Origin of the sequence: Streptomyces sp. NPDC014764, assembly GCF_043082785.1 — a bacterium.
Taxonomy (GTDB): Bacteria; Actinomycetota; Actinomycetes; order Streptomycetales; family Streptomycetaceae; genus Streptomyces; species Streptomyces althioticus.
Genome location: NZ_JBIBXY010000006.1, coordinates 205257 through 229445, shown reverse-complemented (window position 1 = coordinate 229445; position 24189 = coordinate 205257). Strand labels below are relative to the sequence as shown.

General features: G+C 71.8%; 23 protein-coding genes. 12 read left to right on the top strand and 11 right to left on the bottom strand.

Going from position 1 to position 24189, the window contains the following annotated elements; all coding sequences use genetic code 11:
• The first annotated feature begins 265 nt into the window (after window positions 1-265).
• Together ACF1AG_RS17520 and ACF1AG_RS17515 are read left to right on the top strand one after the other, a co-directional pair.
• Complete coding sequence (locus tag ACF1AG_RS17520; protein WP_359749097.1) at window positions 266-1078, top strand: SAM-dependent methyltransferase; 813 nt, start codon at window positions 266-268, stop codon at window positions 1076-1078.
• Window positions 1075-3219 (top strand): EAL domain-containing protein, encoded by a 2145-nt coding sequence (locus ACF1AG_RS17515; RefSeq protein ID WP_359606033.1) that lies wholly within the window; start codon window positions 1075-1077, stop codon window positions 3217-3219. The genes ACF1AG_RS17520 and ACF1AG_RS17515 overlap by 4 nt, the downstream gene beginning before the upstream one ends.
• A 240-nt stretch (window positions 3220-3459) precedes the next feature.
• Here ACF1AG_RS17515 and ACF1AG_RS17510 read toward each other — a convergent pair whose 3' ends face one another.
• Window positions 3460-4920, bottom strand: coding sequence for a M1 family metallopeptidase (locus ACF1AG_RS17510; RefSeq protein WP_391809994.1), 1461 nt, complete (start codon window positions 4918-4920; stop codon window positions 3460-3462).
• 345 nt (window positions 4921-5265) lie between these two features.
• Here ACF1AG_RS17510 and ACF1AG_RS17505 point away from each other — a divergent pair, with 345 nt between their 5' ends.
• Window positions 5266-6360, top strand: coding sequence for a glycerophosphodiester phosphodiesterase family protein (locus tag ACF1AG_RS17505; protein ID WP_391809993.1), 1095 nt, complete (start codon window positions 5266-5268; stop codon window positions 6358-6360).
• 215 nt (window positions 6361-6575) lie between these two features.
• Here ACF1AG_RS17505 and ACF1AG_RS17500 read toward each other — a convergent pair whose 3' ends face one another.
• Entirely contained in the window at window positions 6576-7460 is an 885-nt protein-coding gene (locus ACF1AG_RS17500; protein ID WP_359606039.1) for a LysR substrate-binding domain-containing protein, read from the bottom strand.
• Between the two features lie 120 nt (window positions 7461-7580).
• On the opposite strand from ACF1AG_RS17500, the gene ACF1AG_RS17495 reads away from it, so the two are divergent.
• The 4 genes from ACF1AG_RS17495 to ACF1AG_RS17480 all read left to right on the top strand — a co-directional run bounded on the left by ACF1AG_RS17495 (window position 7581) and on the right by ACF1AG_RS17480 (window position 12204).
• Window positions 7581-8252, top strand: a complete 672-nt coding sequence (locus ACF1AG_RS17495) for a succinate dehydrogenase (RefSeq protein WP_359606041.1) — start codon at window positions 7581-7583, stop codon at window positions 8250-8252.
• 2 nt (window positions 8253-8254) lie between these two features.
• Window positions 8255-10204, top strand: a complete 1950-nt coding sequence (locus ACF1AG_RS17490) for a fumarate reductase/succinate dehydrogenase flavoprotein subunit (protein WP_391809992.1) — start codon at window positions 8255-8257, stop codon at window positions 10202-10204.
• Window positions 10201-10950 carry a succinate dehydrogenase/fumarate reductase iron-sulfur subunit gene (locus tag ACF1AG_RS17485; RefSeq protein WP_359749086.1) on the top strand — a complete coding sequence of 250 codons (750 nt, stop codon included), beginning with the start codon at window positions 10201-10203 and terminating at the stop codon, window positions 10948-10950. Before ACF1AG_RS17490 ends, ACF1AG_RS17485 begins: the two co-directional genes overlap by 4 nt.
• A gap of 198 nt (window positions 10951-11148) precedes the next feature.
• Window positions 11149-12204, top strand: coding sequence for a DUF2382 domain-containing protein (locus tag ACF1AG_RS17480; protein WP_391809991.1), 1056 nt, complete (start codon window positions 11149-11151; stop codon window positions 12202-12204).
• A gap of 39 nt (window positions 12205-12243) precedes the next feature.
• Here the strand turns inward: ACF1AG_RS17480 and ACF1AG_RS17475 are convergent, their stop codons facing one another.
• Window positions 12244-13263, bottom strand: a complete 1020-nt coding sequence (locus ACF1AG_RS17475) for an LLM class flavin-dependent oxidoreductase (protein ID WP_391809990.1) — start codon at window positions 13261-13263, stop codon at window positions 12244-12246.
• A 59-nt stretch (window positions 13264-13322) separates the two neighbouring features.
• Here ACF1AG_RS17475 and ACF1AG_RS17470 point away from each other — a divergent pair, with 59 nt between their 5' ends.
• Window positions 13323-13823: a hypothetical protein gene (locus ACF1AG_RS17470; RefSeq protein WP_391809989.1), complete on the top strand. Its 501-nt coding sequence runs from the start codon at window positions 13323-13325 to the stop codon at window positions 13821-13823.
• A 13-nt stretch (window positions 13824-13836) separates the two neighbouring features.
• On the opposite strand, the gene ACF1AG_RS17465 is transcribed toward ACF1AG_RS17470, so the two are convergent.
• Window positions 13837-14052, bottom strand: a complete 216-nt coding sequence (locus ACF1AG_RS17465; RefSeq protein ID WP_019521348.1) for a dodecin — start codon at window positions 14050-14052, stop codon at window positions 13837-13839.
• 214 nt (window positions 14053-14266) lie between these two features.
• Between ACF1AG_RS17465 and ACF1AG_RS17460 the strand changes: the two genes are divergently transcribed.
• Entirely contained in the window at window positions 14267-15517 is a 1251-nt protein-coding gene (locus ACF1AG_RS17460) for an extracellular solute-binding protein (protein WP_391809988.1), read from the top strand.
• A gap of 58 nt (window positions 15518-15575) precedes the next feature.
• Here ACF1AG_RS17460 and egtD read toward each other — a convergent pair whose 3' ends face one another.
• The 4 genes from egtD to egtA are packed head-to-tail and all read right to left on the bottom strand — an operon-like array spanning window position 15576 to window position 19949.
• Window positions 15576-16538: an L-histidine N(alpha)-methyltransferase gene (egtD, locus tag ACF1AG_RS17455; RefSeq protein ID WP_359606182.1), complete on the bottom strand. Its 963-nt coding sequence runs from the start codon at window positions 16536-16538 to the stop codon at window positions 15576-15578.
• Window positions 16535-17290, bottom strand: a complete 756-nt coding sequence (egtC, locus tag ACF1AG_RS17450) for an ergothioneine biosynthesis protein EgtC (RefSeq protein WP_387795202.1) — start codon at window positions 17288-17290, stop codon at window positions 16535-16537. Before egtC ends, egtD begins: the two co-directional genes overlap by 4 nt.
• Complete coding sequence (gene egtB / locus ACF1AG_RS17445) at window positions 17290-18609, bottom strand: ergothioneine biosynthesis protein EgtB (RefSeq protein ID WP_391809987.1); 1320 nt, start codon at window positions 18607-18609, stop codon at window positions 17290-17292. Before egtB ends, egtC begins: the two co-directional genes overlap by 1 nt.
• On the bottom strand, window positions 18606-19949 hold the full coding sequence (gene egtA, locus ACF1AG_RS17440) for an ergothioneine biosynthesis glutamate--cysteine ligase EgtA (RefSeq protein WP_391809986.1): 1344 nt from the start codon (window positions 19947-19949) through the stop codon (window positions 18606-18608). Before egtA ends, egtB begins: the two co-directional genes overlap by 4 nt.
• 317 nt (window positions 19950-20266) lie before the next feature.
• Between egtA and ACF1AG_RS17435 the strand changes: the two genes are divergently transcribed.
• Entirely contained in the window at window positions 20267-21136 is an 870-nt protein-coding gene (locus ACF1AG_RS17435; protein WP_359606175.1) for a TIGR02452 family protein, read from the top strand.
• Here ACF1AG_RS17435 and ACF1AG_RS17430 read toward each other — a convergent pair.
• Window positions 21111-21557, bottom strand: a complete 447-nt coding sequence (locus ACF1AG_RS17430; protein WP_387795200.1) for a type II toxin-antitoxin system PemK/MazF family toxin — start codon at window positions 21555-21557, stop codon at window positions 21111-21113. The two genes, ACF1AG_RS17435 and ACF1AG_RS17430, sit on opposite strands and share 26 nt — an antisense overlap.
• Window positions 21554-22045: a pyridoxamine 5'-phosphate oxidase family protein gene (locus ACF1AG_RS17425; RefSeq protein ID WP_359606171.1), complete on the bottom strand. Its 492-nt coding sequence runs from the start codon at window positions 22043-22045 to the stop codon at window positions 21554-21556. Before ACF1AG_RS17425 ends, ACF1AG_RS17430 begins: the two co-directional genes overlap by 4 nt.
• Before the next feature lie 150 nt (window positions 22046-22195).
• Between ACF1AG_RS17425 and ACF1AG_RS17420 the strand changes: the two genes are divergently transcribed.
• Together ACF1AG_RS17420 and ACF1AG_RS17415 are read left to right on the top strand one after the other, a co-directional pair.
• Complete coding sequence (locus ACF1AG_RS17420) at window positions 22196-22732, top strand: isochorismatase family cysteine hydrolase (RefSeq protein ID WP_359606169.1); 537 nt, start codon at window positions 22196-22198, stop codon at window positions 22730-22732.
• Window positions 22733-22769: 37 nt separating this feature from the next.
• Window positions 22770-23558: an aminoglycoside adenylyltransferase domain-containing protein gene (locus ACF1AG_RS17415; RefSeq protein WP_391809985.1), complete on the top strand. Its 789-nt coding sequence runs from the start codon at window positions 22770-22772 to the stop codon at window positions 23556-23558.
• A gap of 13 nt (window positions 23559-23571) precedes the next feature.
• Here ACF1AG_RS17415 and ACF1AG_RS17410 read toward each other — a convergent pair whose 3' ends face one another.
• Entirely contained in the window at window positions 23572-24147 is a 576-nt protein-coding gene (locus ACF1AG_RS17410; RefSeq protein ID WP_391809984.1) for a TetR/AcrR family transcriptional regulator, read from the bottom strand.
• Between the last annotated feature and the right edge of the window lie 42 nt (window positions 24148-24189).

Genomic DNA, 24189 nt, shown 5'->3' with positions numbered 1-24189 from the left:
CCGACCCCGGCGCCGCCGGCCCCGAGTCCGCCCCTCCGCGATCCGCGGAGGGGCGGACCGTTTTTCTCCGGGTTCCTCCCGCGCGCCGGAACACTCCGGAGTGTCGTGATCACGTCACGTGACGATCCTGTGCACCCGCAAAGCAGGCACGTGCCAGAGGCAGTGACCGGGAACGGATGGTCAATTTCCGTTTGGGGTCGCCCTGTTGGCGGGCGATCAGTAGCCTCTGCTCGAACACCGGATCGCCTACGCCTTGGAGAGATACATGGAGCGTCCCGCCTGGGCCCCACGGAGCATCGACATCACGGTGCCCAGTGTCTCCCGGATGTACGACTACTACCTGGGCGGTTCGCACAACTTCGAGGTCGACCGGGAAGCCGCCCGCAAGGCCATGGAGTTCATGCCGGGGCTGCCCAAGGTCATGCAGGCGAACCGGGCGTTCATGCGGCGGGCGGTGCGGTACGCCGTGTCCGAGGGGGTCACCCAGTTCCTCGACATCGGCTCCGGCATCCCCACGTTCGGGAACGTGCACGAGGTGGCCCGGGCGGCCGACCCCGAGGCGCGGGTGATGTACGTGGACCACGACCCGGTGGCGGTCGCGCACAGCAAAGTGGTGCTGGAGGGCGACGACCGCGCGGACATCCTCGCCGCCGACCTCCGCAAGCCGCAGGAAATTCTCGGCAGTGACGAAGTCGGCCGGCTGATCGACCTGAATCGGCCGGTCGCGCTTCTTCTCGTTGCCATACTTCACTTCGTGGAAGAAGCGGACGACCCGTACGGCGCGGTGGCCGAACTGCGCGAGGCCCTGGCGCCCGGGAGCATGCTGGTGCTCACCCATGCGACGTACGAGGGGATCCCGTTGCCGCCGGAGCGGGCCGAGGGGGCGGTCGACGTGTACCGAGACATGCGCAACCCGCTGATCATGCGCACGCGCGACGAGATCGCGCGGTTCTTCGAGGGGTACGACATGGTGGAACCCGGACTGGTGCCGATGCCGCGTTGGCGTCCCGACACCGCACCGGAGGACGAGGATCCTTACGCCTTCTCCGGCCTCGCGGGCGTGGGGCGTACGGCGTGAGCGCGGAGCCGGACGGGCCGGAGGGCAGACTGCGCCGGTTCGCGACGATCTGGAGCCGGGCCGTGTACCCGGTGACCTCGACCGCCGCCACCCGCCCCGAGTTCGAGGAGCGGCTGCTCCCGGTCGCCCGGCGGCTGAGCGAAGCCCTGCGCGCCCGTTCCTTCGACGCGGAGGCGGGCCGTGAGGCCGGCTCGGCGCTCGTCGAGGCGCACTGCACGGACCCCGAGGCGCTCAGCCGCACTCTCGACTGCGTCGACGCCTACCTCGTCCTCTACTGCGGCGACGACGACGGCGACCGCGAGACCCTCAGGACGCGCAGCGCACGCCTCCAGCACGCCATGGCGGCCGGCTTCGCCCGGGCCCTTCGCGAGCGGACGCTGGCCGAGCAGGAGGCCATCGCCAAGGCCGCGCTGGAGGCACAGGGCGTGGTCGCGCAGGCCCTGCACGCCACCGAGACCCGGTTCCGCGCGGTCTTCGAAGGCGCGGCCATAGGCATCGGCATCGCCGACCTCGACGGCAACGTCCTCCAGGTCAACGGCGCCCTCACCCGGATGTTCGGCCTGACCGAGCAGGCCCTCCTCGGCCGCAACGTCCGCGACTGGACCCACCCCGACGACGCCCCGCAGACCTGGCGGCTCTACGAGGAGCTGGTGAGCGGCGAGCGCGAGCACTACCACGTCGAGAAGGCCTTCTACCGACCCGACGGAACGGTCCTGTGGACCAATCTGACCGTCTCCCTGCTGCGCGACGCCGACGGCGAACCCCACTACCAGCTCGCCCTCATGGAGGACACCACCGAGCGGCGGCTGCTCAACCTCCGGCTGCGTTACGAGGCCACCCACGACGCGCTCACCGGGCTGCCCAACCGCACCTTCTTCTTCGAGCGTCTGGAGAAGGCCCTCGCGGCCGGACCCGGCCAGCGGTTCGGCCTCTGCTACCTCGACCTGGACGGCTTCAAGACCGTCAACGACAGCCTCGGCCACGCGGCCGGCGACCGGCTGCTCGTCGAGGTCGCCGACCGCCTCCAGTCCTGCGCCACCGCGCCCGGCGAGATGGTGGCCCGGCTGGGCGGCGACGAGTTCGTCGCCCTCACCACCGGCCCCGACACCCGCCGCACGGTCGACGAGCTGGCCGGACGCATCATGAACGCGCTGCTGGCCCCGATCAGCATCGACGGCCGGGAACTGACCGTCCGCGGCAGCATCGGCATCGTCGAGGGCCCCGCGGGGGAGCGCAGCGCGGCGGAGGTGCTGCGCAGCGCCGACATCACGATGTACCGGGCCAAGGCGGCCGGCGGCAACCGCTTCGAGCTGGCCGACCCGGAGGCCGACGCCCGCGCCATCACCCGGCACGGCCTCACCACGGCGCTGCCCACCGCCCTGGACCGGGGCGAGTTCTTCATCGAGTACCAGCCCCTGGTGCACCTCGGCGACGGCAGCGTCCGGGGCGCCGAGGCGCTGGTGCGCTGGCTGCACCCGCAGCACGGGGTGCTCTCCCCGGACCGCTTCATCCCGCTCGCCGAGCACACCGGGCTGATCGTGCCGCTCGGCCGCTGGGTGCTGGAGCAGTCGGTGCGCCAGGCCCGCGCGTGGCGTGATGCCAACGGCGGCGACGCGCTCGGCCCGTTGCGCATCAACGTGAACCTGTCGCCCTGTCAGCTCACCCACCCGGGCCTGGTGCAGGACACCGTGGAGATCCTGGAGCGCACCGGCGTCGCCCCGGACGCGCTGTGCCTGGAGGTCACCGAGTCCGCGCTGATCGGCGCCGACGACGACCTGCTCAAGCCGCTGCGTCGGCTCGCCGAGATGGGCGTCGACATCGCCCTCGACGACTTCGGCACCGGTTACTCCAACCTCGCCAACCTGCGCCGCCTCCCGGTGAGCGTCCTCAAGCTGGACCGCTCCTTCACCCAGAGCATGCAGCGATTCCCCGCCGACCCGGTCGACCTCAAGATCGTCGAGGGGATCGTCTCGCTCGCCCACAGCCTCGACCTCGCGGTCACCGTGGAGGGCGTGGAGACCGGCGCGCAGGCCGAGCAGCTGCGCATCCTCGGCTGCGACACCGCGCAGGGCTGGTACTACGCCCGCCCGGGCCCGCCGGAGCGGCTGCACGAGCTGGCCCTGGTGGACGCGACGGGATGACCTACGGGACGAGGTGCGCACGGTGACCGACGCGGAGGCGGAGGCCGTCCGGGCGGCGATCGAGGGAGAGCTGCGGCTGATGTACTACCACCAGGGCACCCCCGTGCCTGCGGACGTCCCCTAGCGACTCGTCCTCGTGAAGCCGTGGGCACCGTTGCTGTTGGTGGGCGGGGTGCCGGCGTGGTGCAACGGGGTCGGTCGGGTTCCGGTGTCACGGTGTCAACGCCCCGGTCGTCGTCATCAGGAGGGCATGGGCGGCGTCTTCGAGCCGTAGATCCATTCGTCGATGTAACGGGTGAAGTCGCGTCCGCTGATTTCGTTGACGACGTCGATGTAGTCCTGTGTCGTGGCGTTCTTGTGGCGATACCTTTCTACGAAAGTCCTCTCGATACTCCGGAACACCTCCGGCCCGAGCTGCTGTCGCAGCCCGTACAGCATGAGCGCACCCGGCGCGTTGGTCGCACCCAGCACGTCCGCGGCGTTCACGAGACGGCCAGGAGGTCCGCTGAGCGAACGGTTCTCCATGTCGTACTCGTAGGCTCGCTCCATGCTGTCCCTCATGGGTACGGCCTTCCTCTCATCTTGATAGACGAAGGTGTAGAAGGTGGCGTGACCCTCGCTGATCCACATGTCATCCCAAGTCTCCGGTGACACGGCGTCACCGAAATACTGGTGAACAAGTTCGTGAATCATCGTCGGCACCTCCCGGGGTGACAGCCCGGGGTTGGCGCTGTACGTCGACACGGTGGCTGTCTCGAGCGCGGCACCGTACTCGTCGACGCCCAGGACGCCGTACGTTTCATACGGAAAAGGGGATCCGATCTGCTCTTCCACCCATGTGAGGTGCTGTGCCGCAAGGTCGACTTGAGGCGCGGCGGACACGGCGGATTCCCTGGTCACGAAGCTGCGTAGAGGCAGTCCGTGCGGCCCTGTACCGCGGAACTCCTTGAACTGCCCCACTGCCGCCTGGACAACGTGGGTCGGTATGGGGTCGCGCGTGGCATAGACCCACGTCGAGCGGTCGCCGTGGCTGGTACGCGACACCAACGTGCCGTTCGCCACCGCGGTCATGTCCTTGGGGGTCGTGATGCGGAAAGTGACTCGAGCCTTGTCGCCGGGGTGGTCGTTCATCGGGAAGAAGAGGTGGGCCCGGTCGGGCTGGCCGAGCAGTGCGAACCCGTCACTTCCGTGGTCCCACCAGCCGGAGATGGATCGCTGCTGACCGGGAGTGGCAGGGGAGGGGGGTGCGGCCGTGCGGTCGGCGACGAAATCGATCTCCACGGTGAAAGGCTTGTCCTTCGGCAGCGGGGACCGTGGTTCGATGACGAGCTTTTCGTTCTGTTTCTCGTAACGAGCTCGTACACCGTTGATCTTGACGACCTTTATCCTCTGGCCTGCGGAGTCGAGGCTGAGTTCGGAAAGGTCCTGCCTGGCGACGGCCTTGATGCGGACATGCGAGTTCATGAGGGACCGGTCGGCCACGTAGTCGTAGGCGACGTCGTACGACTCGACGTCGTAGCCGCCGTTGCCCAGGTACGCGAAGAGCCGGTCGCCCGCGCTGCGCGCGCCCGGTGTCGCCGAGTCGACTCCCGAGGTCACGGGGGGTGGTGCGGTGGCGGCCGCGCCGTGCGACATGGCCAAGGACGTGACGGCCAACACCACCCCTGCGCCGATGGCTTGCGTGAGCCGGGTCTGCCTCATGGAATATCCCTCTGCCGGTCCGGTGAGAACGGGATCACTGTGCCGCTTCAGGTTCTCCGCGAGCCCGCAAGGGAGTGTCGTCACAGACGCAGATTCGTGTCGGTCCTGTATCTCCTCACCGGGCCGGCGACCTTCCACCGCAACGCAGCCGTGAGGCCGACGCGCCGGCTGCGAGACGAAGCCGTCCGCCTGAGAGCCACCGGCTCATGGCCGGGCTCGGAGTGCTCGTGCCGAGCGTGACCGTTCGCCGTTCGTTCATCACGCTCTCACTGCCAGTCTGCACAAGTACCGCACCACAGGGTTTGTCTGTCGTGCGTCCAGTCGGACCCGAATGCGAGGCACCACATGTCCCTGCGGCACATCATCATCGCCGGTATTGTCCTCACTCCTTCGCTCGCCCTCCCGGCGACGGCGCAGGCAACCACGACGACTCACCACGACAAGCCGCCACACCCGGCCGTTTTCGACCTGCAGGCCCACCGTGGAGGCCTCGGGCTGACCACTGAGGAGTCTCTGCAGGCTTTCGGCAAGGCTCTGCGCCTGGGTGTCAGCACCCTGGAGCTGGACACCCAGGTCACCAGAGACCGGAAGGTGGTCGTCAATCACGACCGCCAGATCAGTGCCCAGAAATGCGCGGACACTGCCCCGGTGAAGGCGGGCGACCCCGCGTTCCCCTATGTCGGGAAGTTCATCAAGGATCTCACTCTCGCCCAGATCCGCACCATGAACTGCGGGTTCCAGCAGCTGCCGGGTTACCCCGAGCAGGAGCAGATCCAAGGTTTCCGTATGGTCGAGCTCAAGGACGTCCTGAACCTCGTCAAGAGCTACAAGGCCAAGGGGGTGAAGCTGAACATCGAGACCAAGGTGGAAGCCGGCGCTCCCGAACAGACCGCTCCGCGTGACCTGTTCGTCCGCCGTGTGTTCGAGGAGATCCACCGCTCCGGCATCGAGAAGCAGGTCACCATCCAGTCGTTCGACTGGGGGGCGCTGAAGGAGATGCACAAACTCGCGCCGTCCTACCCGCTGGTGGCCCTGACGAACTACGACTTCCTGGAGGTAGGCGAGCCCGGCGCCTCTCCATGGCTCGGTGGCATCGACGCTGACGACTACGACGGCGACTTCGTCAAGGCCGCCGCATCCATACGCGGCGTCACGGCCCTCTCTCCGAACTACGGGTTCCCGCAGAACGGGACCGTGGCCGACCCGGACTTCCGGTTCTACCCCGACAAGAAGATGATCTCAGACGCACACCGGCGTGGTCTGAAGGTCATCCCGTGGACCTGCGACGACCCCGCGACCATCAGGGCACTCATGGACATGGGCATCGACGGCATCATCACCGACTACCCGAACCGGGTCCGGGACATCATGAAGGAACGGGGCATGCACCTGCCGAAGGCCTACCCCGCCCCGGGACACGGGACCCGTGGAGCCGCATGAGGACGGCGGCGCGCTCCCCGTCGCCGTCCGTGACGGCGGCGGCGAGCTCCTCGTGATCGTCCAGGGAGTCGGCCGTACGGGCCGGGGGCCTCGTCGATCCGGCCGGTGCCCGGCGTGAGGCGGCCGCTCAGCACGTGAGGCGGCCGCTCAGCAGCGGTGCACGCCGCACTTCGGCGATGCGCACGGCAAGGCCGCGCGTTCCGTACGGACGTCCCTCACCGCTCCAGCAGCATCCGCTGCAACTCCCTGGCCGCCCGCGGCGGTGCCACGTCGCTGCGGTGGGCCAGGGCGATGGTCCGGTACAGCCCTGGCCGGGCCAGCGGAGTCACCCGCAGCCCGTGCCCCGACCGCGCGGCCACCATCCGCGGCACCACCGCCACGCCCAGCCCCGCCCGGACGAACCCCAGCACCGCGTCCATCTCCCCGCCCTCCACCGCGAACTCCGGCTCGAACCCCTCCGCCCGGCACGCGGCCACGGTCAGCTCCCGCAGGTCGTAGCCGTGCCGGAACATCACCAGACGCTCGCCCTCCAGGTCGGCGATACGCACGGTGCGCCGCCCCCCGCCCGGGCGCGGGGCGTCCGGCGAGGAGACGACCACCAGGTCCTCGCGCAGCAGCTCCACCGTGGTCAGCGCGGGGGAGGGCGTCGGCAGCGGTAGCACGACCAGCGCCAGGTCCAGGGCGCCGCGGGCCAGCTCGCGCACCAGGTCGTGCGAGCCGCCCTCCTCGATCAGCAGCCGTACGCCCGGATAGCGGTCGTGGAAGGCGCGCAGCACGTCCGGCAGCAGACCCGTGCAGAGACTGGGGGTCGCGCCCAGCCGCACCCGGCCGCTGCGCAGCTGCGCCACCTCCTGCACCTCGTGCCGGGCGGTGTCCGCGTCCGCGAGGATTCGCCGGGCCAGCGGCAGCAGCGCCTCACCCGCGTCGGTGAGGGTGATGTTGCCGCGCGCCCGCCGGAACAGATCCGCCCCCAGCTCCCGCTCCAGCGCCTTGATCTGCTGCGACAGGGACGGCTGCGCGATGTGGACCAGCTCGGCGGCGCGTGTGAAGTGGCGGGTCTCGGCCACTGCCACGAAGTACTGGAGCTGCTGGAACTGCATCCAGCCATGATAGGCCCGTCCTATCGAATCGAGCCGCACCATGTCTTGGACCGATGGGGCCCTCCGGCCCTAGCGTCTGGTGACATGGCTCTGGCAACGCGGACGGACCGACGGCCGTCCATGGCACGCACCGTGTGGGACTCGACCGTCGGCAAGAAGACAGTGATGGCGGTCAGCGGCCTCATCATGCTGCTGTACCTGGTCGTCCACATGCTCGGCAACCTGAAGATCTTCTTCGGGGCGGGCGAGTTCAACCACTACGCCCACTGGCTGCGGACGATCGGCGAGCCGTTCATGCACTACGAGTGGACGCTGTGGGTCGTCCGCGTGGTGCTGGTCGTCGCCGTGGTCGCGCACGCCGTCTCCGCCTACCAGCTCAGCCGGCGTGACATCAAGGCGCGCCCCACCAAGTACGTCCACAAGAAGGCCCGCGCCAGTTACGCCACGCGCACCATGCGCTGGGGCGGGATCATCCTCGCCCTGTTCATCGTCTGGCACCTCCTCGACCTGACCACCGGCACCGTCCACTCCGGCGGCTTCGAGTCCGGAAAGCCCTACCAGAACGTCGTGGACACCTTCTCCACCTGGTACGGCAACACCATCTACATCGTCGCGATGCTGGCCGTCGGCCTGCACGTCCGGCACGGCTTCTGGAGCGCCGCCCAGACCCTCGGAGCCGGCAGCCGCACCCGCGACCGCGCCCTGAAGACCACCGCCAACGCCCTTGCGCTCGTGCTCACGGCCGGCTTCCTCGCCGTGCCCGTGGGCGTCATGACCGGAGTGGTGAGCTGACCATGACCTCGTACACCGACTACACGACCGGCGCCCCGGTCGCCGACACCAAGGCCCCGGCGGGCCCCGTCCACGAGCGCTGGGACAAGCGCCGCTTCGAGGCCAAGCTGGTCAACCCCGCCAACCGGCGCAAGCACACCGTCATCGTCGTCGGCACCGGACTCGCGGGCGGCTCCGCCGGCGCCACGCTGGCCGAACAGGGCTACCACGTGGTCCAGTTCTGCTACCAGGACTCCCCGCGCCGCGCCCACTCCATCGCCGCACAGGGCGGCATCAACGCCGCGAAGAACTACCGCAACGACGGCGACTCCGTCCACCGCCTCTTCTACGACACCGTCAAGGGCGGCGACTTCCGCGCCCGCGAGTCCAACGTGCACCGCCTCGCGCAGATCTCCGTGGAGATCATCGACCAGTGCGTGGCGCAGGGCGTGCCCTTCGCCCGCGAGTACGGCGGCCTGCTCGACACCCGCTCCTTCGGCGGCGTCCAGGTCTCCCGCACCTTCTACGCCCGCGGCCAGACGGGCCAGCAGCTCCTCCTCGGCGCCTACCAGGCGCTCAGCCGGCAGATCGCCGCCGGCAACGTGGAGATGCACCCGCGCACCGAGATGCTCGACCTGATCGTCGTCGACGGCCGCGCCCGCGGCATCGTCGCCCGCGACCTGATCACCGGGAAGATCTCCACCCACTTCGCGGACGCGGTCGTCCTGGCGACCGGCGGCTACGGCAACGTCTTCTACCTGTCGACGAACGCCATGAACTCCAACGCCACCGCGATCTGGCGCGCGCACCGGCGCGGGGCGTACTTCGCCAACCCCTGCTTCACCCAGATCCACCCCACCTGCATCCCGCGCACCGGCGACCACCAGTCCAAGCTCACCCTGATGAGCGAGTCGCTGCGCAACGACGGCCGCATCTGGGTGCCCAAGGCCAAGGGCGACACGCGGCCGCCCGCGCAGATCCCCGAGGACGAGCGCGACTACTACCTGGAGCGCATCTACCCCTCCTTCGGCAACCTGGTGCCCCGCGACATCGCCTCCCGCGCCGCGAAGAACGTCTGCGACGAGGGCAGGGGCGTGGGCCCCGGCGGCCAGGGCGTCTACCTGGACTTCGCCGACGCCATCAGGCGCATGGGCCGGGGGGCCGTCGAGGCCAGGTACGGCAACCTCTTCGACATGTACCAGCGGATCACCGACGAGGATCCGTACGAGGTGCCGATGCGGATCTACCCCGCCGTGCACTACACGATGGGCGGCCTGTGGGTCGACTACGACCTGCAGACCACCGTGCCCGGCCTGTTCGCGATCGGTGAGGCCAACTTCTCCGACCACGGAGCCAACCGGCTCGGCGCGTCCGCGCTGATGCAGGGCCTGGCCGACGGCTACTTCGTGCTGCCGGCGACCCTCAACGACTACCTGGCCCGCAACCCGCGCCAGGGCGAGGTGACCGACGAGCATCCCGCCGTGCAGGAGGTGCTGGCCGAGACCGAGGACCGGCTCAACCTGCTGCTTGCCGTCGACGGCGACCGCACCCCCGACTCCTTCCACCGGGAACTGGGCGAGCTGATGTGGGAGTTCTGCGGCATGGCCCGCAGTGACTCCGGGCTGCGCAAGGCGCTGGAGCGCATCCCGGAGATCCGCGAGGAGTTCTGGCGCCGGATCAAGGTTCCCGGCACCGGCGAGGAGTTCAACCAGTCACTGGAGAAGGCCAACCGCATCGTCGACTACCTGGAGCTCGCCGAGCTGATGTGCCTCGACGCGCTGCACCGCGCCGAGTCCTGCGGCGGCCACTTCCGCGAGGAGTCCCAGACGCCGGACGGCGAAGCGGCCCGCAGGGACGACGTGTTCGCCTACGCGGCCGCCTGGGAGTTCACCGGCACCGGCGAGGCTCCCGCCCTGCACAAGGAAGACCTGGTCTTCGAGTACGTCCACCCCACCCAGCGGAGCTACGCATGAAGCTCACCCTGCGCGTCTGGCGCCAGAAGAACGCCGACGCCGACGGCACCATGTCCACGTACGAGGTGGACGACGTCTCCCCGGACATGTCCTTCCTGGAGATGCTCGACACCCTCAACGAGGAGCTCATCCTCAAGGGCGAGGACCCGGTCGCCTTCGACCACGACTGCCGCGAGGGCATCTGCGGCGCCTGCTCGCTGGTCATCAACGGCGACGCCCACGGGCCCGAGCGCACCACCACCTGCCAGCTCCACATGCGGTCCTTCGAGGACGGCGACACGATCGACGTCGAGCCGTGGCGGGCCGCCGCCTTCCCGGTGGTCAAGGACCTGGTCGTCGACCGCTCCGCCTTCGACCGCATCATCCAGGCCGGCGGTTACGTCACCGCGCCCACCGGCTCCGCCCCCGAGGCGCACGCCACCCCGGTGCCGAAGCCGGACGCGGACTTCGCCTTCGAGCACGCCGAGTGCATCGGCTGCGGCGCCTGCGTCGCGGCCTGCCCCAACGGCGCGGCGATGCTGTTCACCTCCGCCAAGGTCAACCACCTGAACGTGCTGCCGCAGGGCGCCCCCGAGCGGGAGACCCGGGTGCTGGACATGGTGGCGCAGATGGACGAGGAGGGCTTCGGCGGCTGCACCCTCGCCGGGGAGTGCGCCACCGCCTGCCCCAAGGGCATCCCGCTGACGTCCATCACGGGCATGAACAAGGAGTGGCTCCGGGCGACCCGCAAGGCGGGCAAGCGGTAGCCGTTCCCACGGACGTTCGCCGGCAGGTGCGGACGGGCGGGGCCGGGAGAAGGTGCTCCTTCCGGCCCCGTCTCGCGTTCCCGGAGACCTTGCTGTCGCACTGTGGAAAAGAAAGTGCGATTAATTACTTTCGTCCCGTTTTTTACCTCCTGATCAGGAGAACCGGAGAGGAGTGACCCGAGAGGAGGGTGATGACAGATGATCACCCGCGAAGAGATCTCGATCCTGCTGGACCACCCCGTGTACGACGGGGACGGCAACAAGATCGGCGACGCGAAGCACGTCTTCCTCGACGACGCGAGTGGACGCCCCGAGTGGGTGACCGTCAAGACCGGGATGTTCGGATCCAGCGAGTCGTTCGTACCCATCCGTGACGCCTCCATGGTCCAGGACCACCTCGAGGTGCCTTACGACAAGGACAAGGTGAAGGGCGCGCCCAGCGTGGACATCGACGCGGGCGGCCACCTGTCGGCGGACGAGGAACACCGGCTCTACGAGTACTACGGGATCAACTGGGACAACGTCCTCAGCGACCCCAAGGAGGGCGAGGGCACCACGGGCCGTGCCGGGACCGGTGGGACCGGTGGGACCGCGGGCACGGCCGGAGCGGCGGGAGCGGCGGGCGCGGCGGGTGCCGCGGGAGCCGCGGGAGCCGCGACCGGACGCCGCGGCGACACGTCGGGCACGTCCGGTGCGGCCGGGATGACGGACGCGAAGGGCGGCATGTCCTCCGCGGCGGGCGCCAAGGGCACGACCGCCGACCGGTCCGGCGCCATGTCCCACCGCGGCGAGGCCGGCATGCGCGGCACCGACGACGCGATGACGCGCTCCGAGGAGCGCATGCACGTCGGCGTCGAACGCCACGAGAGCGGCCGCGCGCGGCTGCGCAAGTACGTGGTGACCGAGGAGGTCCAGCAGACCGTCCCGGTGCGCCACGAGGAAGTACGCGTGGAGCGCGAGCCGATCACGGACGCCAACCGTGACGACGCGGTGTCCGGTCCCGCCTTCAAGGAGGACCAGCACGAGGTCACGCTGCACGAGGAACGCCCCGTGGTCACCACCGAGGCCGTGCCGGTCGAGCGCGTCCGGATGACCACCGAGGAGAAGGTCACGAACGAGACCGTGCGCGGCCGGGTGCGCAAGGAGCGCATCGAGGCCGAGACGGAGATGACCGACGAGTCCGGCCGCAAGGGCCGCGGGGACACCCCCGGCCGCGGTGGCCGTGACATCCCGGGCCGGGGCCGCGAGCGGTGAGGCCCCCGTCCCCGCTCTCCCCGCGACGCGCCGGTGTCCTCACCGGCGCGTCGCGCCGCCGTCGAGCCCCGCGAGCGCGGCGAGCCGCCGGTAGGAGTCCAGCAGCGCCTCGCGGTCGTGGGTGCTGGTGGTGACGAGGACCTCCTGGGCGCCGGTGTCCTTCAGCACCGTCTCCAGCCCCCGCTCCACCTGCTCGGCGGTGCCGGCGAGCTGCCCGGCCAGCCCCGCCTCGTAGAAACCGCGCTCCTTGGCGCTCATGGCGAGGGACTCGACGCGCTCGGCGGGCGGCAGCGGCGGGAAAGTGCCGTGCGTGCGGGAGTACGCCATCGACCAGGCCTCCGGCACCAGCAGCCGACGGGCCCGCTCGGGCGTGTCCGCCACCGCCACCGTCCCGGAGATCACCACGTACGGCTCCTCCGCCCAGGCGGACGGGCGGAACCGCTCGCGGTAGCGGTCGACGCCGCGCCGCATCCGGTCGCGGTCACGCAGGTCGCCGATGACCATCGGCAGCCCGGCGCGGGCGGCGATGTCCGCGCCCTCGCCCATCGCCAGCACGAACGGCGGCACGGTGAGTCCTTCGGACGGCCGGGCACGCACCCCCGTGGGGGAGGTGCCCGCGAACCAGCCGAGCAGCTCGTCGAGCTGCCCCGCGAAGTCCTCCGCGTCGCCCTTGTCGCGCCCGAGCGCCTTGCGCACCCCGTCGGTGAACCCCACCGAGCGGCCCAGACCCATGTCGATCCGGTCCGGGAACAGCGAGGCCAGCACGCCGAACTGCTCGGCCACGACCAGCGGACGGTGGTTGGGCAGCATGACCCCGCCGGTGCCGACGCGGATCGTGCGGGTCGCCCCGGCGACGGCGGCCGCCAGCACGGTCGGCGCCGAACCGGCCACCCCGGACACGCCGTGGTGCTCGGCCACCCAGAACCGGTGGTACCCGAGCCGCTCCGCCTCCCGCGCGAGATCCACCGTGTCCCTCAGGGCCTCGGGAGCGGTGTGCCCCTCGCGCACCCTGGAGCGGTCGAGGACGGAGAAGCGGGTCGCGGCGATCACGGAACTCATACCGGGTTCAACACCCGGGAGCGGTCAGGATTCCTGGAGCGCCCCTCTAGGGTGGTCGGGTGACCCACCGCACCGATCGCGCGCAGCGTCCGCTGGCCGTGTTCGACCTCGACAACACCCTCGCCGGCACCGCGCACCGCCAGTACTTCCTGGAGCGCAGGCCCCGCGACTGGGACGGCTTCTTCGCCGCCGCGCCGCAGGACCCTCCGCTCGCCGAGGGGATCGCGCTGGTGCGGGAGAGCGCCGAGACGTGCGACATCGTCTATCTCACCGGCCGGCCCGAGCGCTGCCGCCGCGACACCGTGGACTGGCTGGCCGCGCAGGGGCTGCCCGAGGGGGAGCTGCACATGCGCGGCAACGCCGACCGGCGGCCCGCCCGGTTCACCAAGCTGGCCGTGCTGCGCCGTCTGTCCCGCACCCGTCAGGTGCGGATGCTGGTCGACGACGACGAGCTGGTCTGCGAGGACGCCCGGCGGGCCGGGTTCACCGTCGTCCACGCGCGCTGGGCGGCCCCATCGGGCGAGCTGAAGGACGCGCAGGAGCGCGAGGGCCGTACCTGAGCCGTACGGCGGCTCAGTCCGTCTCCTCCAGCCGGAAGCCCACCTTCAGACCCACCTGGTAGTGCGCGACGCGCCCCTCCTCGATCTGCCCGCGCACCTGCGTCACCTCGAACCAGTCCAGGTTGCGCAGCGTCTGCGAGGCGCGCTCGATGCCGTTGCGGACGGCGGCGTCCACGCCGTCGGGCGAGGTGCCGACGATCTCGGTGACCCGGTAGGTGTGGTTCGACATGCTCTGCTCCTCTCACGGCGGCTCCACCGCCAGTGGCACACGTCACTCCACCGTGCCCCACCCCGGGTCGGGGCGCGAGGTGTCGGCCGCGTTCGCCTGACGGCCTTGACCCGGGCATTGGTCCATACCAAGATGCTGAGCACCCGTCCGAGCTCCGGCTCGCCCCCCACGCCGGGCCCCGCCCTGTCCGCCAGACAGAAAAACAGGACCCCACGTGAGACGCCCTCTGCTCGCCCTCGTCTGTGTGTCCGCCTCCCTGCTCACCGGCTGCGGGGTGATGTCCGACAGTGCGGCGGAGCGGCGCACCGTCACCGTGTGGCTGATGCAGCACAGCGCCTCGCAGGACTTCCTGGACCGTTTCACCGAGGAGTTCGAGCGCGAGCACGAGACGCTCGACCTCGACCTCCGCATCCAGGAGTGGACCGGCATCGGTGAGAAGGTCCAGCAGGCCCTGCGCGGCAAGGACCCGGACGGGCCCGACGTCATCGAGGTCGGCAACACGCAGGTGTCCGCCTACGCCGAGAGCGACGGGCTGCTCGACCTCACCCTGGAGTCCATGCGCGACTGGGGCCGCGACGACTGGCTGCCGGGCCTCGCCGAACCCGGCCGCTGGGGTTCCCAGCAGTACGGCATCCCCTGGTACGCCGCCAACCGCGTCGTCGTCTACCGCAAGGACCTGTTCCGCGCGGCCGGCGTCACCCCGCCGAGGACCCGCGACGAGTGGCTGGACATCACCGAGCGGCTCGACGCCGGCGACACCCAAGGCATCTACCTCGCCGGACAGGACTGGTACACGCTCGCCGGGTTCATCTGGGAGGAGGGCGGCGAACTCGCCACCGAACGGGACGGCGTGTGGAAGGGCGCGCTCGACAGCGAGGCCGCCCTGCGCGGCATGGACTTCTACCGCCGGCTCCAGCAGCTCGGCGACGGCCCGGTCGACGCCGACGAGGAACACCCGCCGCAGGCGGGCGTGTTCGCCGACGGGAAGGTCGCCCAGATCGTCGCCGTCCCCGGACTGGTCCGCGCGATCGTCCAGCAGAACCCCGAACTGGAGGACAAGATCGGCTACTTCCCCGTCCCCGGCAAGGAGGCCGGCCGCCCCGGCGCCGTCTTCACGGGAGGCTCCGACCTCGTCGTCCCGGCGAACACGGACGTCGAGGACGCCGCCGTCGAGGTCGTCGCGGCCCTCACCGGCGCCCGCTGGAACACCGACCTCGCCCGCACCATGAACTACGTGCCCAACAAGGCGGACCTCGCCGGCTCGGTCGCGGGGGAGGAGGGCCTCGAGGCCATGGCGGCCGGCGCCGCACGTGGCCGGGCGACCCCGGCCACGCCCCGGTGGAGCGTGGTCGAGGCCGACAACCCGATCAAGCAGTACATGACCGAGGTGCTCACCGGCGCCGACCCCGAGAAGGAGGCGGAGCGCGCCGCGCGGCGCATCACGGAGACCCTCGCCTTCGAGTGAGGGCGGCCCCGGCCGCCGCGCGGCGCCCGGTCGGCGGGCGATGCGCGGCGATCGACGCTCAGCGGGCCACGCTCAGGGACAGCGCGAACCGGCCCTCGCCGTCCGTCCACCACCGGGTCAGGTCCAGCCCGGCGGCTGCGAGTTCGGCGCGCACCCCCTCCTGCCGGAACTTCGCGGACACCTCGGTCCGCAGCTCCTCGCCCTCCGCGAAGTCCACGACCAGTTCCAGCGCCGGGATCTTCACGGACTGCGCGGTGCGCGAGCGCAGCCGCATCTCGATCCACTCGTGCTCCGCGTCCCACACCGCCACATGTTCGAAGGCGTCCGGCTCGAAGTCGGCGCCCAGCTCCCGGTTGACGACGTGCAGCACGTTCCGGTTGAACGCGGCCGTCACCCCGGCCGCGTCGTCGTACGCCCGGACCAGCGTCCGCTCGTCCTTCACCAGGTCCGTGCCCAGCAGCAGCGCGTCGCCCGGGGCGAGCAGGGCGCGCACCGAGGCGAGGAACGCGGACCGCTCGGCGGGCAGCAGATTGCCGATGGTGCCGCCGAGGAACGCCACCAGACGCGGCCCCGGCGTGTCCGGCAGGGCCTGCTCCGTGGTGAAGTCCGCGACCAGCGCGTGCACCTCGAGACCCGGCCGCTCGGCGGTCAGCGCCTGCCCCGCCCCGGTCAGCGCGGACTCGCTGACGTCGACCGGGACGTACGTGTGCAGGCCGTCCAGGGCGGCTATCAGATGCCGTGTCTTCTCCGAGGAACCCGAGCCCAGTTCGACCAGGGTGCGGGCGCCGGACGCGGCGGCGATCTCGTCGGCGCGGGCGAGCAGGATCTCCCGCTCGGCGCGCGTCGGGTAGTACTCGGGCAGCGCGGTGATCTCCTCGAACAGCTCGCTGCCGCGCGCGTCGTAGAACCACTTGGGCGGCAGCGTCTTGGGGCTGCCGGTCAGTCCCGCGCGGACGTCCTCGCGCAGCGCGGCGCCGGTGGCGTCCTCGGGGAGGGTGCGGGTCAGACGGAACGGACTCACGTGAGGGGCTCCTTGAGCGGTGTGAGCAGAACGTCGGTACGGCTCGCGGCCAGCAGGGTGCGGTCGGGCACCTCCTGCCAGTGCGGATCGTCGTCGTAGGGCTCGGAGGCGACGACGGTCCCTCCGCCGGGCCGGGCGAGGTACCACAAGGTGTCCCCCCACACGGTGGCCGCGACGGTGGCGCCGTCGGTGAGCAGCAGGTTGAGCCGGGCCTCCGGGGCCGACGCGGCGACCTCGGCGACCGTGTCGGCCAGCGCCTGCCCCATGGCGTCACCGGCCCGCAACCGCGCCAGCACCAGCGCCCACACGAATGCCGAGTCGTTGCGGGCCTCCAGCGACAGCAGGTCCGAGGCGGGCAGCGTGGCCGCCAGCGGCGCGAGCGAACCGGGCCAGCCCGGCACCGCCCCGTTGTGGCTGAACAGCCATGCCCCCGACGCGAAGGGGGCCGCGGCCGCCTCCGCGTCGGCGCCCGACAGCGTCGCGTCCCGCACGGCGGCGAGCAGCGCCTCCGTGCGCACCACCCGCGCCAGGTCGGTGAACGACAGGTCCGCCCAGATCGGCCCGGCCCGCCGGTAGCGGGCCGGGGCCGGGTCGCCCTCGGCGTACCAGCCGACGCCGAAGCCGTCCGCGTTGACCGTGCCGTGCCGCTGCCGGCGGGGCGCCCACGACTGCCGGTACAGCCCGTGCGGCGGCTCCACCAGCAGTGCGCCCAGCGGCTCCACGGGACCCACGTAGGCCAGGTGCCGGCACATCAGACGCCCTCGGCCGAGCGGGCGGTGCGGAACCCGGAGAAGATCTGCCGCCGTATCGGATAGTCCCAGTTGCGGAACGTGCCCCGGCAGGCCACCGGGTCCACGGCGAACGAACCGCCGCGCAGCACCTTGTACTCCGGCCCGAAGAACACCTCCGAGTACTCCTTGTACGGGAACGCCCGGAAGCCCGGGTACGGCAGGAAGTCGGACGCCGTCCACTCCCACACGTCCCCGATCAGCTGGCGTACGCCCAGCGGCGACGCGCCCTCCGGGTAGCTGCCGGCCGGCGCCGGACGCAGATGGCGCTGGCCGAGGTTGGCGTGCTCGGGCGCCGGGTCGGCGTCGCCCCACGGGTGGCGCCGGGAGCGGCCCGTGGCCGGGTCGTGCCGGGCGGCCTTCTCCCACTCGGTCTCGGTGGGCAGCCTGCGCCCCGCCCAGCGGGCGTACGCGTCCGCCTCGTACCAGCACACGTGCAGCACCGGCTCGTCGGGCGGCACCAGTTCGGTGACCCCGAAGCGGCGCCGCAGCCACTGTCCGCCCTCCCGGCGCCAGTACAGCGGCGCGGTGAGACGGGCGCGGCGCACGTGCGCCCAGCCCCCGGGCGTCCACCAGCGCGGGTCGTCGTAGCCGCCGTCCTCGACGAACGCCTGGTAGGCGCCGTTGGTGACGGGCGTGGCGTCGATCCAGAACGGCGCCACCTCCCGTCGGTGCGCGGGCCGTTCGTTGTCCAGCGCCCACGGCTCGTCCGAGGTGCCCATCGTGAACGGACCGCCCGGCACCAGGATCTCCGCCGGCCCGGTGTACGGCGTCACCGGCTCCGGGTCGGGCGCGGTGAGCGCGGCCGGGCCCTTGCGCAGCTGGTGCGTGATCAGCATGGTCTCGTCGTGCTGCTGCTCGTGCTGGGCGATCATCCCGAAGGCGAACCCGGCCTCGGTCAGCCGGGTGCCGTCGAACGTCGTGCGCTCCAGCACGTCCAGCGCCCGTCCGCGCACGTCGGAGGCGTACCTGCGCGCCTCCTGGGGCGACAGCAGGGGCAGGCTCGGGCGTTCGGCGCGCGAATGCTCGAAGGCGTCGTAGAGGTCGTCGATCTCCGGGCGGATCGCCTCCTGCCCGGCCACCGCGCGCAGCAGCCACTGCTCCTCCTGGTTGCCGATGTGCGCCAGGTCCCACACCAGCGGCGACATCAGCGGCGAGTGCTGCGCGGTCAGGTCGGGGTCCTCCACACAGCTGGTCAGCAGCGTGGTGCGGTCCCGCGCGACGACCAGCGAGGCGACCGCGCGCTCACGCAGGGTTTCGGCGTCGAGGGCGGGGTCGGTCATGAGGGGGTGTCCTTCCCGTGCGGGTGGGTGGTGAGCATGGGCGCGCCGGATCCGGCCGGGCTCCCGTCGGGCCGCGCGCGCCACGCGTCGAGCAGGTCGTCGGCGGGGCAGCGGCCCCGGGCGACGTAGCGGTCCCGGAACGCGGCGACCCGGTCGACCAGGGCGGTCGCGGCACCGAGCCGGGGCAGGGCGTCCAGCGCCGCCGCGAAGCAGACGGCCGCCGCCTCCCGCAACTCCGGGTCGGCCAGTCCGTCCCGGGCCGCGTCCCGCCACAGCGGGTTGTGAGGGGCGGCCAGGCCCCGCGTCCGCTCGGCCAGCGTTTTCACCGCCCGGTACGCGGTCTCGGCGGCCTCCGTGTCGTCGAAGAGCGCAGCCGTCACGGCCAGCGGCACGGTCCAGCCGTCCTCGCCGGGCTGCGCGTCCATCATCCGCAGCTCCAGATGGCCACGCGGCCGGACCGGCGGGAAGAGCGTCGTGACGTGGTAGTCCAGGTCGTCGCGGGTGGGCGCGCGCGGCGCCCGGCGGCGCGTCCAGTGCCGGAACGACAGGTCCTCCGGCACCTCCCACGGCCCGTCGCCGTCCTCGCGCACGCACATCACGGGCGCGTCCAGCACGTGCCGGGCCCAGGCGCCGCGCGGATCGGCGTCCAGCGCGGGCGCGCCGGCCCGTCCGGCGCCGATCTGCGCCCAGCGCAGCTGGCGTGTGGAGAGCCAGCCGGTGGGCCGGCTCGCGGAGACGGGGGAGTTGGCGAACACCGCCACCAGCACGGCGCCCAGCAGATGCGCCATCCACCAGCGGCGTACGTGGCCGAGCGGGCCGGGTTCCTCGTGGCCGGCGTCCACGCACACCTGCACGGAGGCGGAGGTGCACATCATGTACCGGCCGGCCGCGCCGGTACGGTCGAGGGCGGCCTCCATCGCGTCGTAGCGCGGCTGCCGGAGGAACCGGCGGGGGATCTGCCAGGGGTCATGGCCCAGCCCTGCCAGGGTGAGGCCGTCCCGGCGCAGGACGGCGCGGACGGCGTCCAGGTCGGCCGAGACGGTGGTCAGGCACTCGGTGAGGGACGCGGCGGGCGGAGAACTGAGCTCCAGCTGGCCGCCGGGCTCGACGGTGAGCGCCGAGCGCAGGGGCACCTCACGCAGTGCGGCGTAGGCCGCTTCGAGACGTTCACGGGAGACGGGGAGCCGCGGGTCGCGCGCCTCGTGGACCAGCCATTCGACCTCCACGCCCAGACGACGGGGCGGTCCGGTCTTGAAGCAGATGCCCCGTACCAGGGCCTCCGCCTCGGCCTCGGTGACGGCCGTGCGGTACGGCGCACAACCGCTCGACGGATCTGACATGCGGGAATCCTCCTGAGACACCACCATGCCGCCGGCCCGGAGCCCGGTCGGCCCAGGCCGTATCGACGCGTCCACCCAAAACCCTCGAACCGCCGTGCACAAGAGCGCCCGGCGGGACGTAAGAGGTCCGTCACCTCCGCGTCGCGCCTCCCACCGGGGCTTTTCGCCTCCGGACCCGGACCGTCCGGTGCGGCGAAAACCGCGTTGCGCCGCGTCCCCAGCATCGCTCAGGATGCTCGTGTGAGCACTACGAGGGGGAGCGCGCGGAACGCACGGAACGCGCGGAGCGCGGTCACGGCGGCTACGGGGGTGGCGCCGTGAGCGCGCGGCTGCGGGGGATCGCCCGGGAGACGGAACGGGTCGTGGCGGAGGGCGTCTACCGGGCGCCGGACGGCCGCGAGGTGGAGATCGGGGCCGCCGTCGAGGCGGCACGGCGGGCCACCACGCTGCACGGGCCGGAGCCGGTCGCGGTGCCGCCCTTCGAGCCCGCGCCCACCCGCTTCGAGGTGACCGGCGAGAGCAGCCTGGCCGCTGCCCGCCGCCTCACCGGCCCGCACGCCACGGATCCCGTGGCCGTCCTGAACTTCGCGTCGGCGCGCAACCCGGGCGGCGGCTACCTCAACGGCGCGCAGGCCCAGGAGGAGGCGCTGTGCCGCGCCTCCGCGCTGTACACGTGCCTGCTGCGGGCACCCGGCTTCTACGACCGCCACCGCGCCCACCGGGACCCGTTCTACACCGACCGGGTGATCCACGCCCCGGCCGTGCCGGTGTTCCGCGACGACCGGGGCGCCCTGCTGGGCGCCCCGTTCACGGCCGGTTTCCTCACGTCACCGGCGCCCAACGCGGGCGTGATCCGCGCCAAGGCGCCCGAGCGCGTGGGGGAGGTGCCCGGCGCGCTCGTCCGCCGCGCGGGCCGCGTCCTGGAGACGGCGGCCCACCACGGCTACCGGCGGCTGGTGCTCGGCGCCTGGGGCTGCGGCGTGTTCCGCAACGACCCCGGCCAGGTCGCGGAGGCGTTCCGCGCGCACCTGGGACCCGGCGGACGCTTCGAGGGCGCCTTCACCCACGTGGTGTTCGGGATCCTGGACCGCACCCGGGACGGCGCGACCCGCACTCCGTTCGAGCGGGCCTTCGCGGACCTGGCGGTCGCGCCGGCGGAGGTCACTCCCAGCCGTAGCGCTCCCTGAGCCTCTGCCGCACCGAGTTGAAGCGCATCCGGTCCAGCGCGCACGCCTCCCGGCGCATGCCCTGCTCGTGCAGCCGCAGCACCCGGTCCACGGCCACCCAGGAGTCGCGTCCCGACCGGTCCCACGGCCCGCTGCCGATCGGCACCCAGTCCCGGTCCCCGGTACGCCCCTTGCTCGACAGCTGCACGGCGAGGAACGTGCCCGCCGCCTCACGGGCGACGACCAGCACCGGCCGGTCCTTGCCGCGGCCGTCGTTCTCCTCGAACGGGACCCACGTCCAGACGATCTCGCCGGGGTCCGGGTCTCCGTCGTGCGCGGGGGAGTACTCGGTGCGCACCCGGCCGACGGAGCGCGGCTCCGTCTCGGCGGTGGCGTGCGGGCCGTAGCGGCCCGGAGTGTCTTCTGGGGTGTAGGCGGTCACAGGCCGTACGGTACGTCACCCGTCCGGCGGTATCGATCAAGGGGGTTGACCACCCCGTGGGGCGGATACGGTCCCACGCCGACGCCCGTCAGCTCCCTTCCGGTCACCATCTCGCTCTCGATCCGCACGAACACGCCGTCCCGCAGCGGCATCCACGAGCGGGGGCCGGTGCGCAGCAGCCGTTCGTGCTCGGCCGGGTCGCTCACCACCGCCGCCCGGCCGGTCACCACCACGCTCCAGCCGGAGCGGCACCCGGCGTGGAAGTCGTCCGCCTCGAACGCCACCACCACCCCGTCGACGGCCCGTACCAGGTCGGATCCGGCGGAGGTGTACAGCACCACGGACCCTCCGGAGTCCAGGGAGAAGTTCACCGGCAGCACGGCCGGGAGCGCCTGCCGCGTGTACACGACGCGGCCGACCGGCACCTCGCCCAGCAGGCGCAGGCACTCCTGCCGGTCGAGTGCCCGGAAGCCATCGTTGTGGATCATTTCCCCATGGTCGGTCGCGGAACAGGTCCCGGCCAGGGCCGGACGGCCCCGTTGACGTCGGAGTACGGCCGGAGGCCCCGCAGCGGGCGCCGCCGTGTCCGGGCCGCCGTGCGGATGCCTGATGCGGCGCGCGGGTGGAACCCTGGAGGCATGGGCAAGACCGCACTGATCGTCATCGACATGATCAACACGTACGACCACCCGGACGCCGACCAGCTGCTCCCGTCCGCCGAGACGGTGGTCCCGGTGATCTCCGGGCTGCTGGAGCGGGCGCGGCGGCAGGACGCGCCGGTGATCTACGTCAACGACAATTTCGGCGAGTGGCGCTCGCACCACGGCGAACTGCTCGACAAGGCGCTGGCGGGGCAGCACGCGCATCTGGTCGAGCCGCTGGTACCGGACGAGTCGTCGCTGTTCGTGGTCAAGGCCCGGCACTCGATCTTCTTCGAGACCCCGCTCAGTTATCTGCTCACCCAGCAGGGCATCGACCAGTTGGTGCTGGTCGGGCAGGTGACGGAGCAGTGCGTGCTCTACTCCTCGCTCGACGCGCACATCCGGCACTTCGACGTGACCGTCCCCCGGGACGCCGTCGCGCACATCCACGAGGATCTGGCGGACGCGGCCCTGCGGATGATGGAGCGCAACATGGGCGCCCGGGTGTGCGACAGCGGGGAGCTGTGGACATGAGCCGTACGGGACGCCTCGCCGGGGTGACACTGGGGGCATGAGCCGTCCCTCCCTCCCGCCGCCGGAACTGCGCGCCTATCTGGAGGAGCTGGTCCGTCGTACCTCCGCCGTCTTCGGGGACCGTCTGGTGAGCGTCCTCGTCGTGGGCTCGCTCGCCCTGGGCGACTACCGCCACGGGCGCAGCGACGTCGACGTCACGGTGGTCGTGGACCCGGCCCCGCCCCGCGCGGACCTCGCCCAGCTGGCCGCGACGCTCGCCCACCCGGCGCTGCCCTGCCCCGCCGCCGGCCTCGAACTGGTCGTCTACGCCGCCGGCTTCGCCGCCCGCCCGTCGGGCGAGGCGGGCTACCTGCTCGACCTCAACACCGGACCCTCCTTGCCCGAACGCGCCGGCTACGACCCCGCGGAGGCGCCCGACTTCTGGTACGTCATCGACCGCTCCGTCGCCCGCCAGGCCGGACTCCCGCTGTACGGCGCGCAGGCGCGGGAGGTGATCGCCGCCCCTGACCGGCCCACGGTGCTCGCCGCCCTCCGCGCCTCCGTGCGCGAACACGCGGACGGGGACGGGCATCTGGCCGACAACCGGGTGCTCAACGGCTGCCGCGCCACCGTCCACTGCCGTACCGGCCACTGGTTCGCCAAGCGCCGGGCGGGGGAGATCGTCGCCGCGTCCGAGCCCGCCTTCGAGCCCTTGATCGCCGAGGCGCTGCGCAGCTTCGAGCGCCCCCGCGCGGAGGCGGCCGTGCTGCCCGCCGACGACGTGCGGGAGTTCCTGGCCTGGGTGGCCGCACGCGTCGAGGAGGCGGCCGAGGCCGCCGGGGTCTGAGCCGGCGCGCCCCTCAGCCCCGGCGGACCGAGAGACCGTCCAGCATCAGGTCGAGCAGCCGCTCCGCCTGCTCCCGCCGGCCGGGTCCCGCCGAGGTGAGGGCGATGCCCTCCAGCGCCGCGCCGATGTCCGAGGCGGGGACGTCGGTGCGGATCACGCCGGCCGCCGCGCACGCGTCCATGAGCGTGCCCAGGGCGGTGTGGATCATCTCCCGGCTGTTCCCGTAGGGGTTGGCGCCCGTCGCCGCGATGGCGCGCAGCGCGTCGATCATGCCGTGCTTGGTGGTGACGTAGTCCAGGAAGAGCCGCGTCCACGCCCGCAGGGCCTCCTCGGGTCGGTGCCGCTCCAGCAATGACGGGACGGATGCGCAGAGCTGGGCCACCTCGTTGCGGTAGACCGCCTCGACCAGCGCCTCCCGGGTGGGGAAGTTGCGGTACAGCGTCGCGCTGCCCACGCCCGCCTCCCTGGCGATCCGGTCCATGTGCGTGGTCAGCCCTTCCGCGCTGAACATGCGGGCGGCTGCGGTGAGGATCTTCTCCCTGTTGCGCTGCGCGTCGGCGCGCAGTGGTCGGGGCGCCTGCTCGGCCATCTCGTCGGCATTCCTTCCCGGGGCGGCTTGCTAAGTGGGGGC

Bases quoted from the DNA above. Each gene is read 5' to 3' on its own strand.
- ACF1AG_RS17520 (WP_359749097.1), top strand. From the start codon at position 266: ATGGAGCGTCCCGCCTGGGCCCCACGGAGCATCGACATCACGGTGCCC.
- ACF1AG_RS17510 (WP_391809994.1), bottom strand. From the start codon at position 4,920: ATGAGGCAGACCCGGCTCACGCAAGCCATCGGCGCAGGGGTGGTGTTG.
- ACF1AG_RS17505 (WP_391809993.1), top strand. From the start codon at position 5,266: ATGTCCCTGCGGCACATCATCATCGCCGGTATTGTCCTCACTCCTTCG.
- ACF1AG_RS17500 (WP_359606039.1), bottom strand. From the start codon at position 7,460: ATGCAGTTCCAGCAGCTCCAGTACTTCGTGGCAGTGGCCGAGACCCGC.
- ACF1AG_RS17495 (WP_359606041.1), top strand. From the start codon at position 7,581: ATGGCACGCACCGTGTGGGACTCGACCGTCGGCAAGAAGACAGTGATG.
- ACF1AG_RS17490 (WP_391809992.1), top strand. From the start codon at position 8,255: ATGACCTCGTACACCGACTACACGACCGGCGCCCCGGTCGCCGACACC.
- ACF1AG_RS17485 (WP_359749086.1), top strand. From the start codon at position 10,201: ATGAAGCTCACCCTGCGCGTCTGGCGCCAGAAGAACGCCGACGCCGAC.
- ACF1AG_RS17480 (WP_391809991.1), top strand. From the start codon at position 11,149: ATGATCACCCGCGAAGAGATCTCGATCCTGCTGGACCACCCCGTGTAC.
- ACF1AG_RS17475 (WP_391809990.1), bottom strand. From the start codon at position 13,263: ATGAGTTCCGTGATCGCCGCGACCCGCTTCTCCGTCCTCGACCGCTCC.
- ACF1AG_RS17465 (WP_019521348.1), bottom strand. From the start codon at position 14,052: ATGTCGAACCACACCTACCGGGTCACCGAGATCGTCGGCACCTCGCCC.
- egtC (WP_387795202.1), bottom strand. From the start codon at position 17,290: ATGTGCCGGCACCTGGCCTACGTGGGTCCCGTGGAGCCGCTGGGCGCA.
- egtB (WP_391809987.1), bottom strand. From the start codon at position 18,609: ATGACCGACCCCGCCCTCGACGCCGAAACCCTGCGTGAGCGCGCGGTC.
- egtA (WP_391809986.1), bottom strand. From the start codon at position 19,949: ATGTCAGATCCGTCGAGCGGTTGTGCGCCGTACCGCACGGCCGTCACC.
- ACF1AG_RS17425 (WP_359606171.1), bottom strand. From the start codon at position 22,045: ATGATCCACAACGATGGCTTCCGGGCACTCGACCGGCAGGAGTGCCTG.
- ACF1AG_RS17420 (WP_359606169.1), top strand. From the start codon at position 22,196: ATGGGCAAGACCGCACTGATCGTCATCGACATGATCAACACGTACGAC.
- ACF1AG_RS17415 (WP_391809985.1), top strand. From the start codon at position 22,770: ATGAGCCGTCCCTCCCTCCCGCCGCCGGAACTGCGCGCCTATCTGGAG.
- ACF1AG_RS17410 (WP_391809984.1), bottom strand. From the start codon at position 24,147: ATGGCCGAGCAGGCGCCCCGACCACTGCGCGCCGACGCGCAGCGCAAC.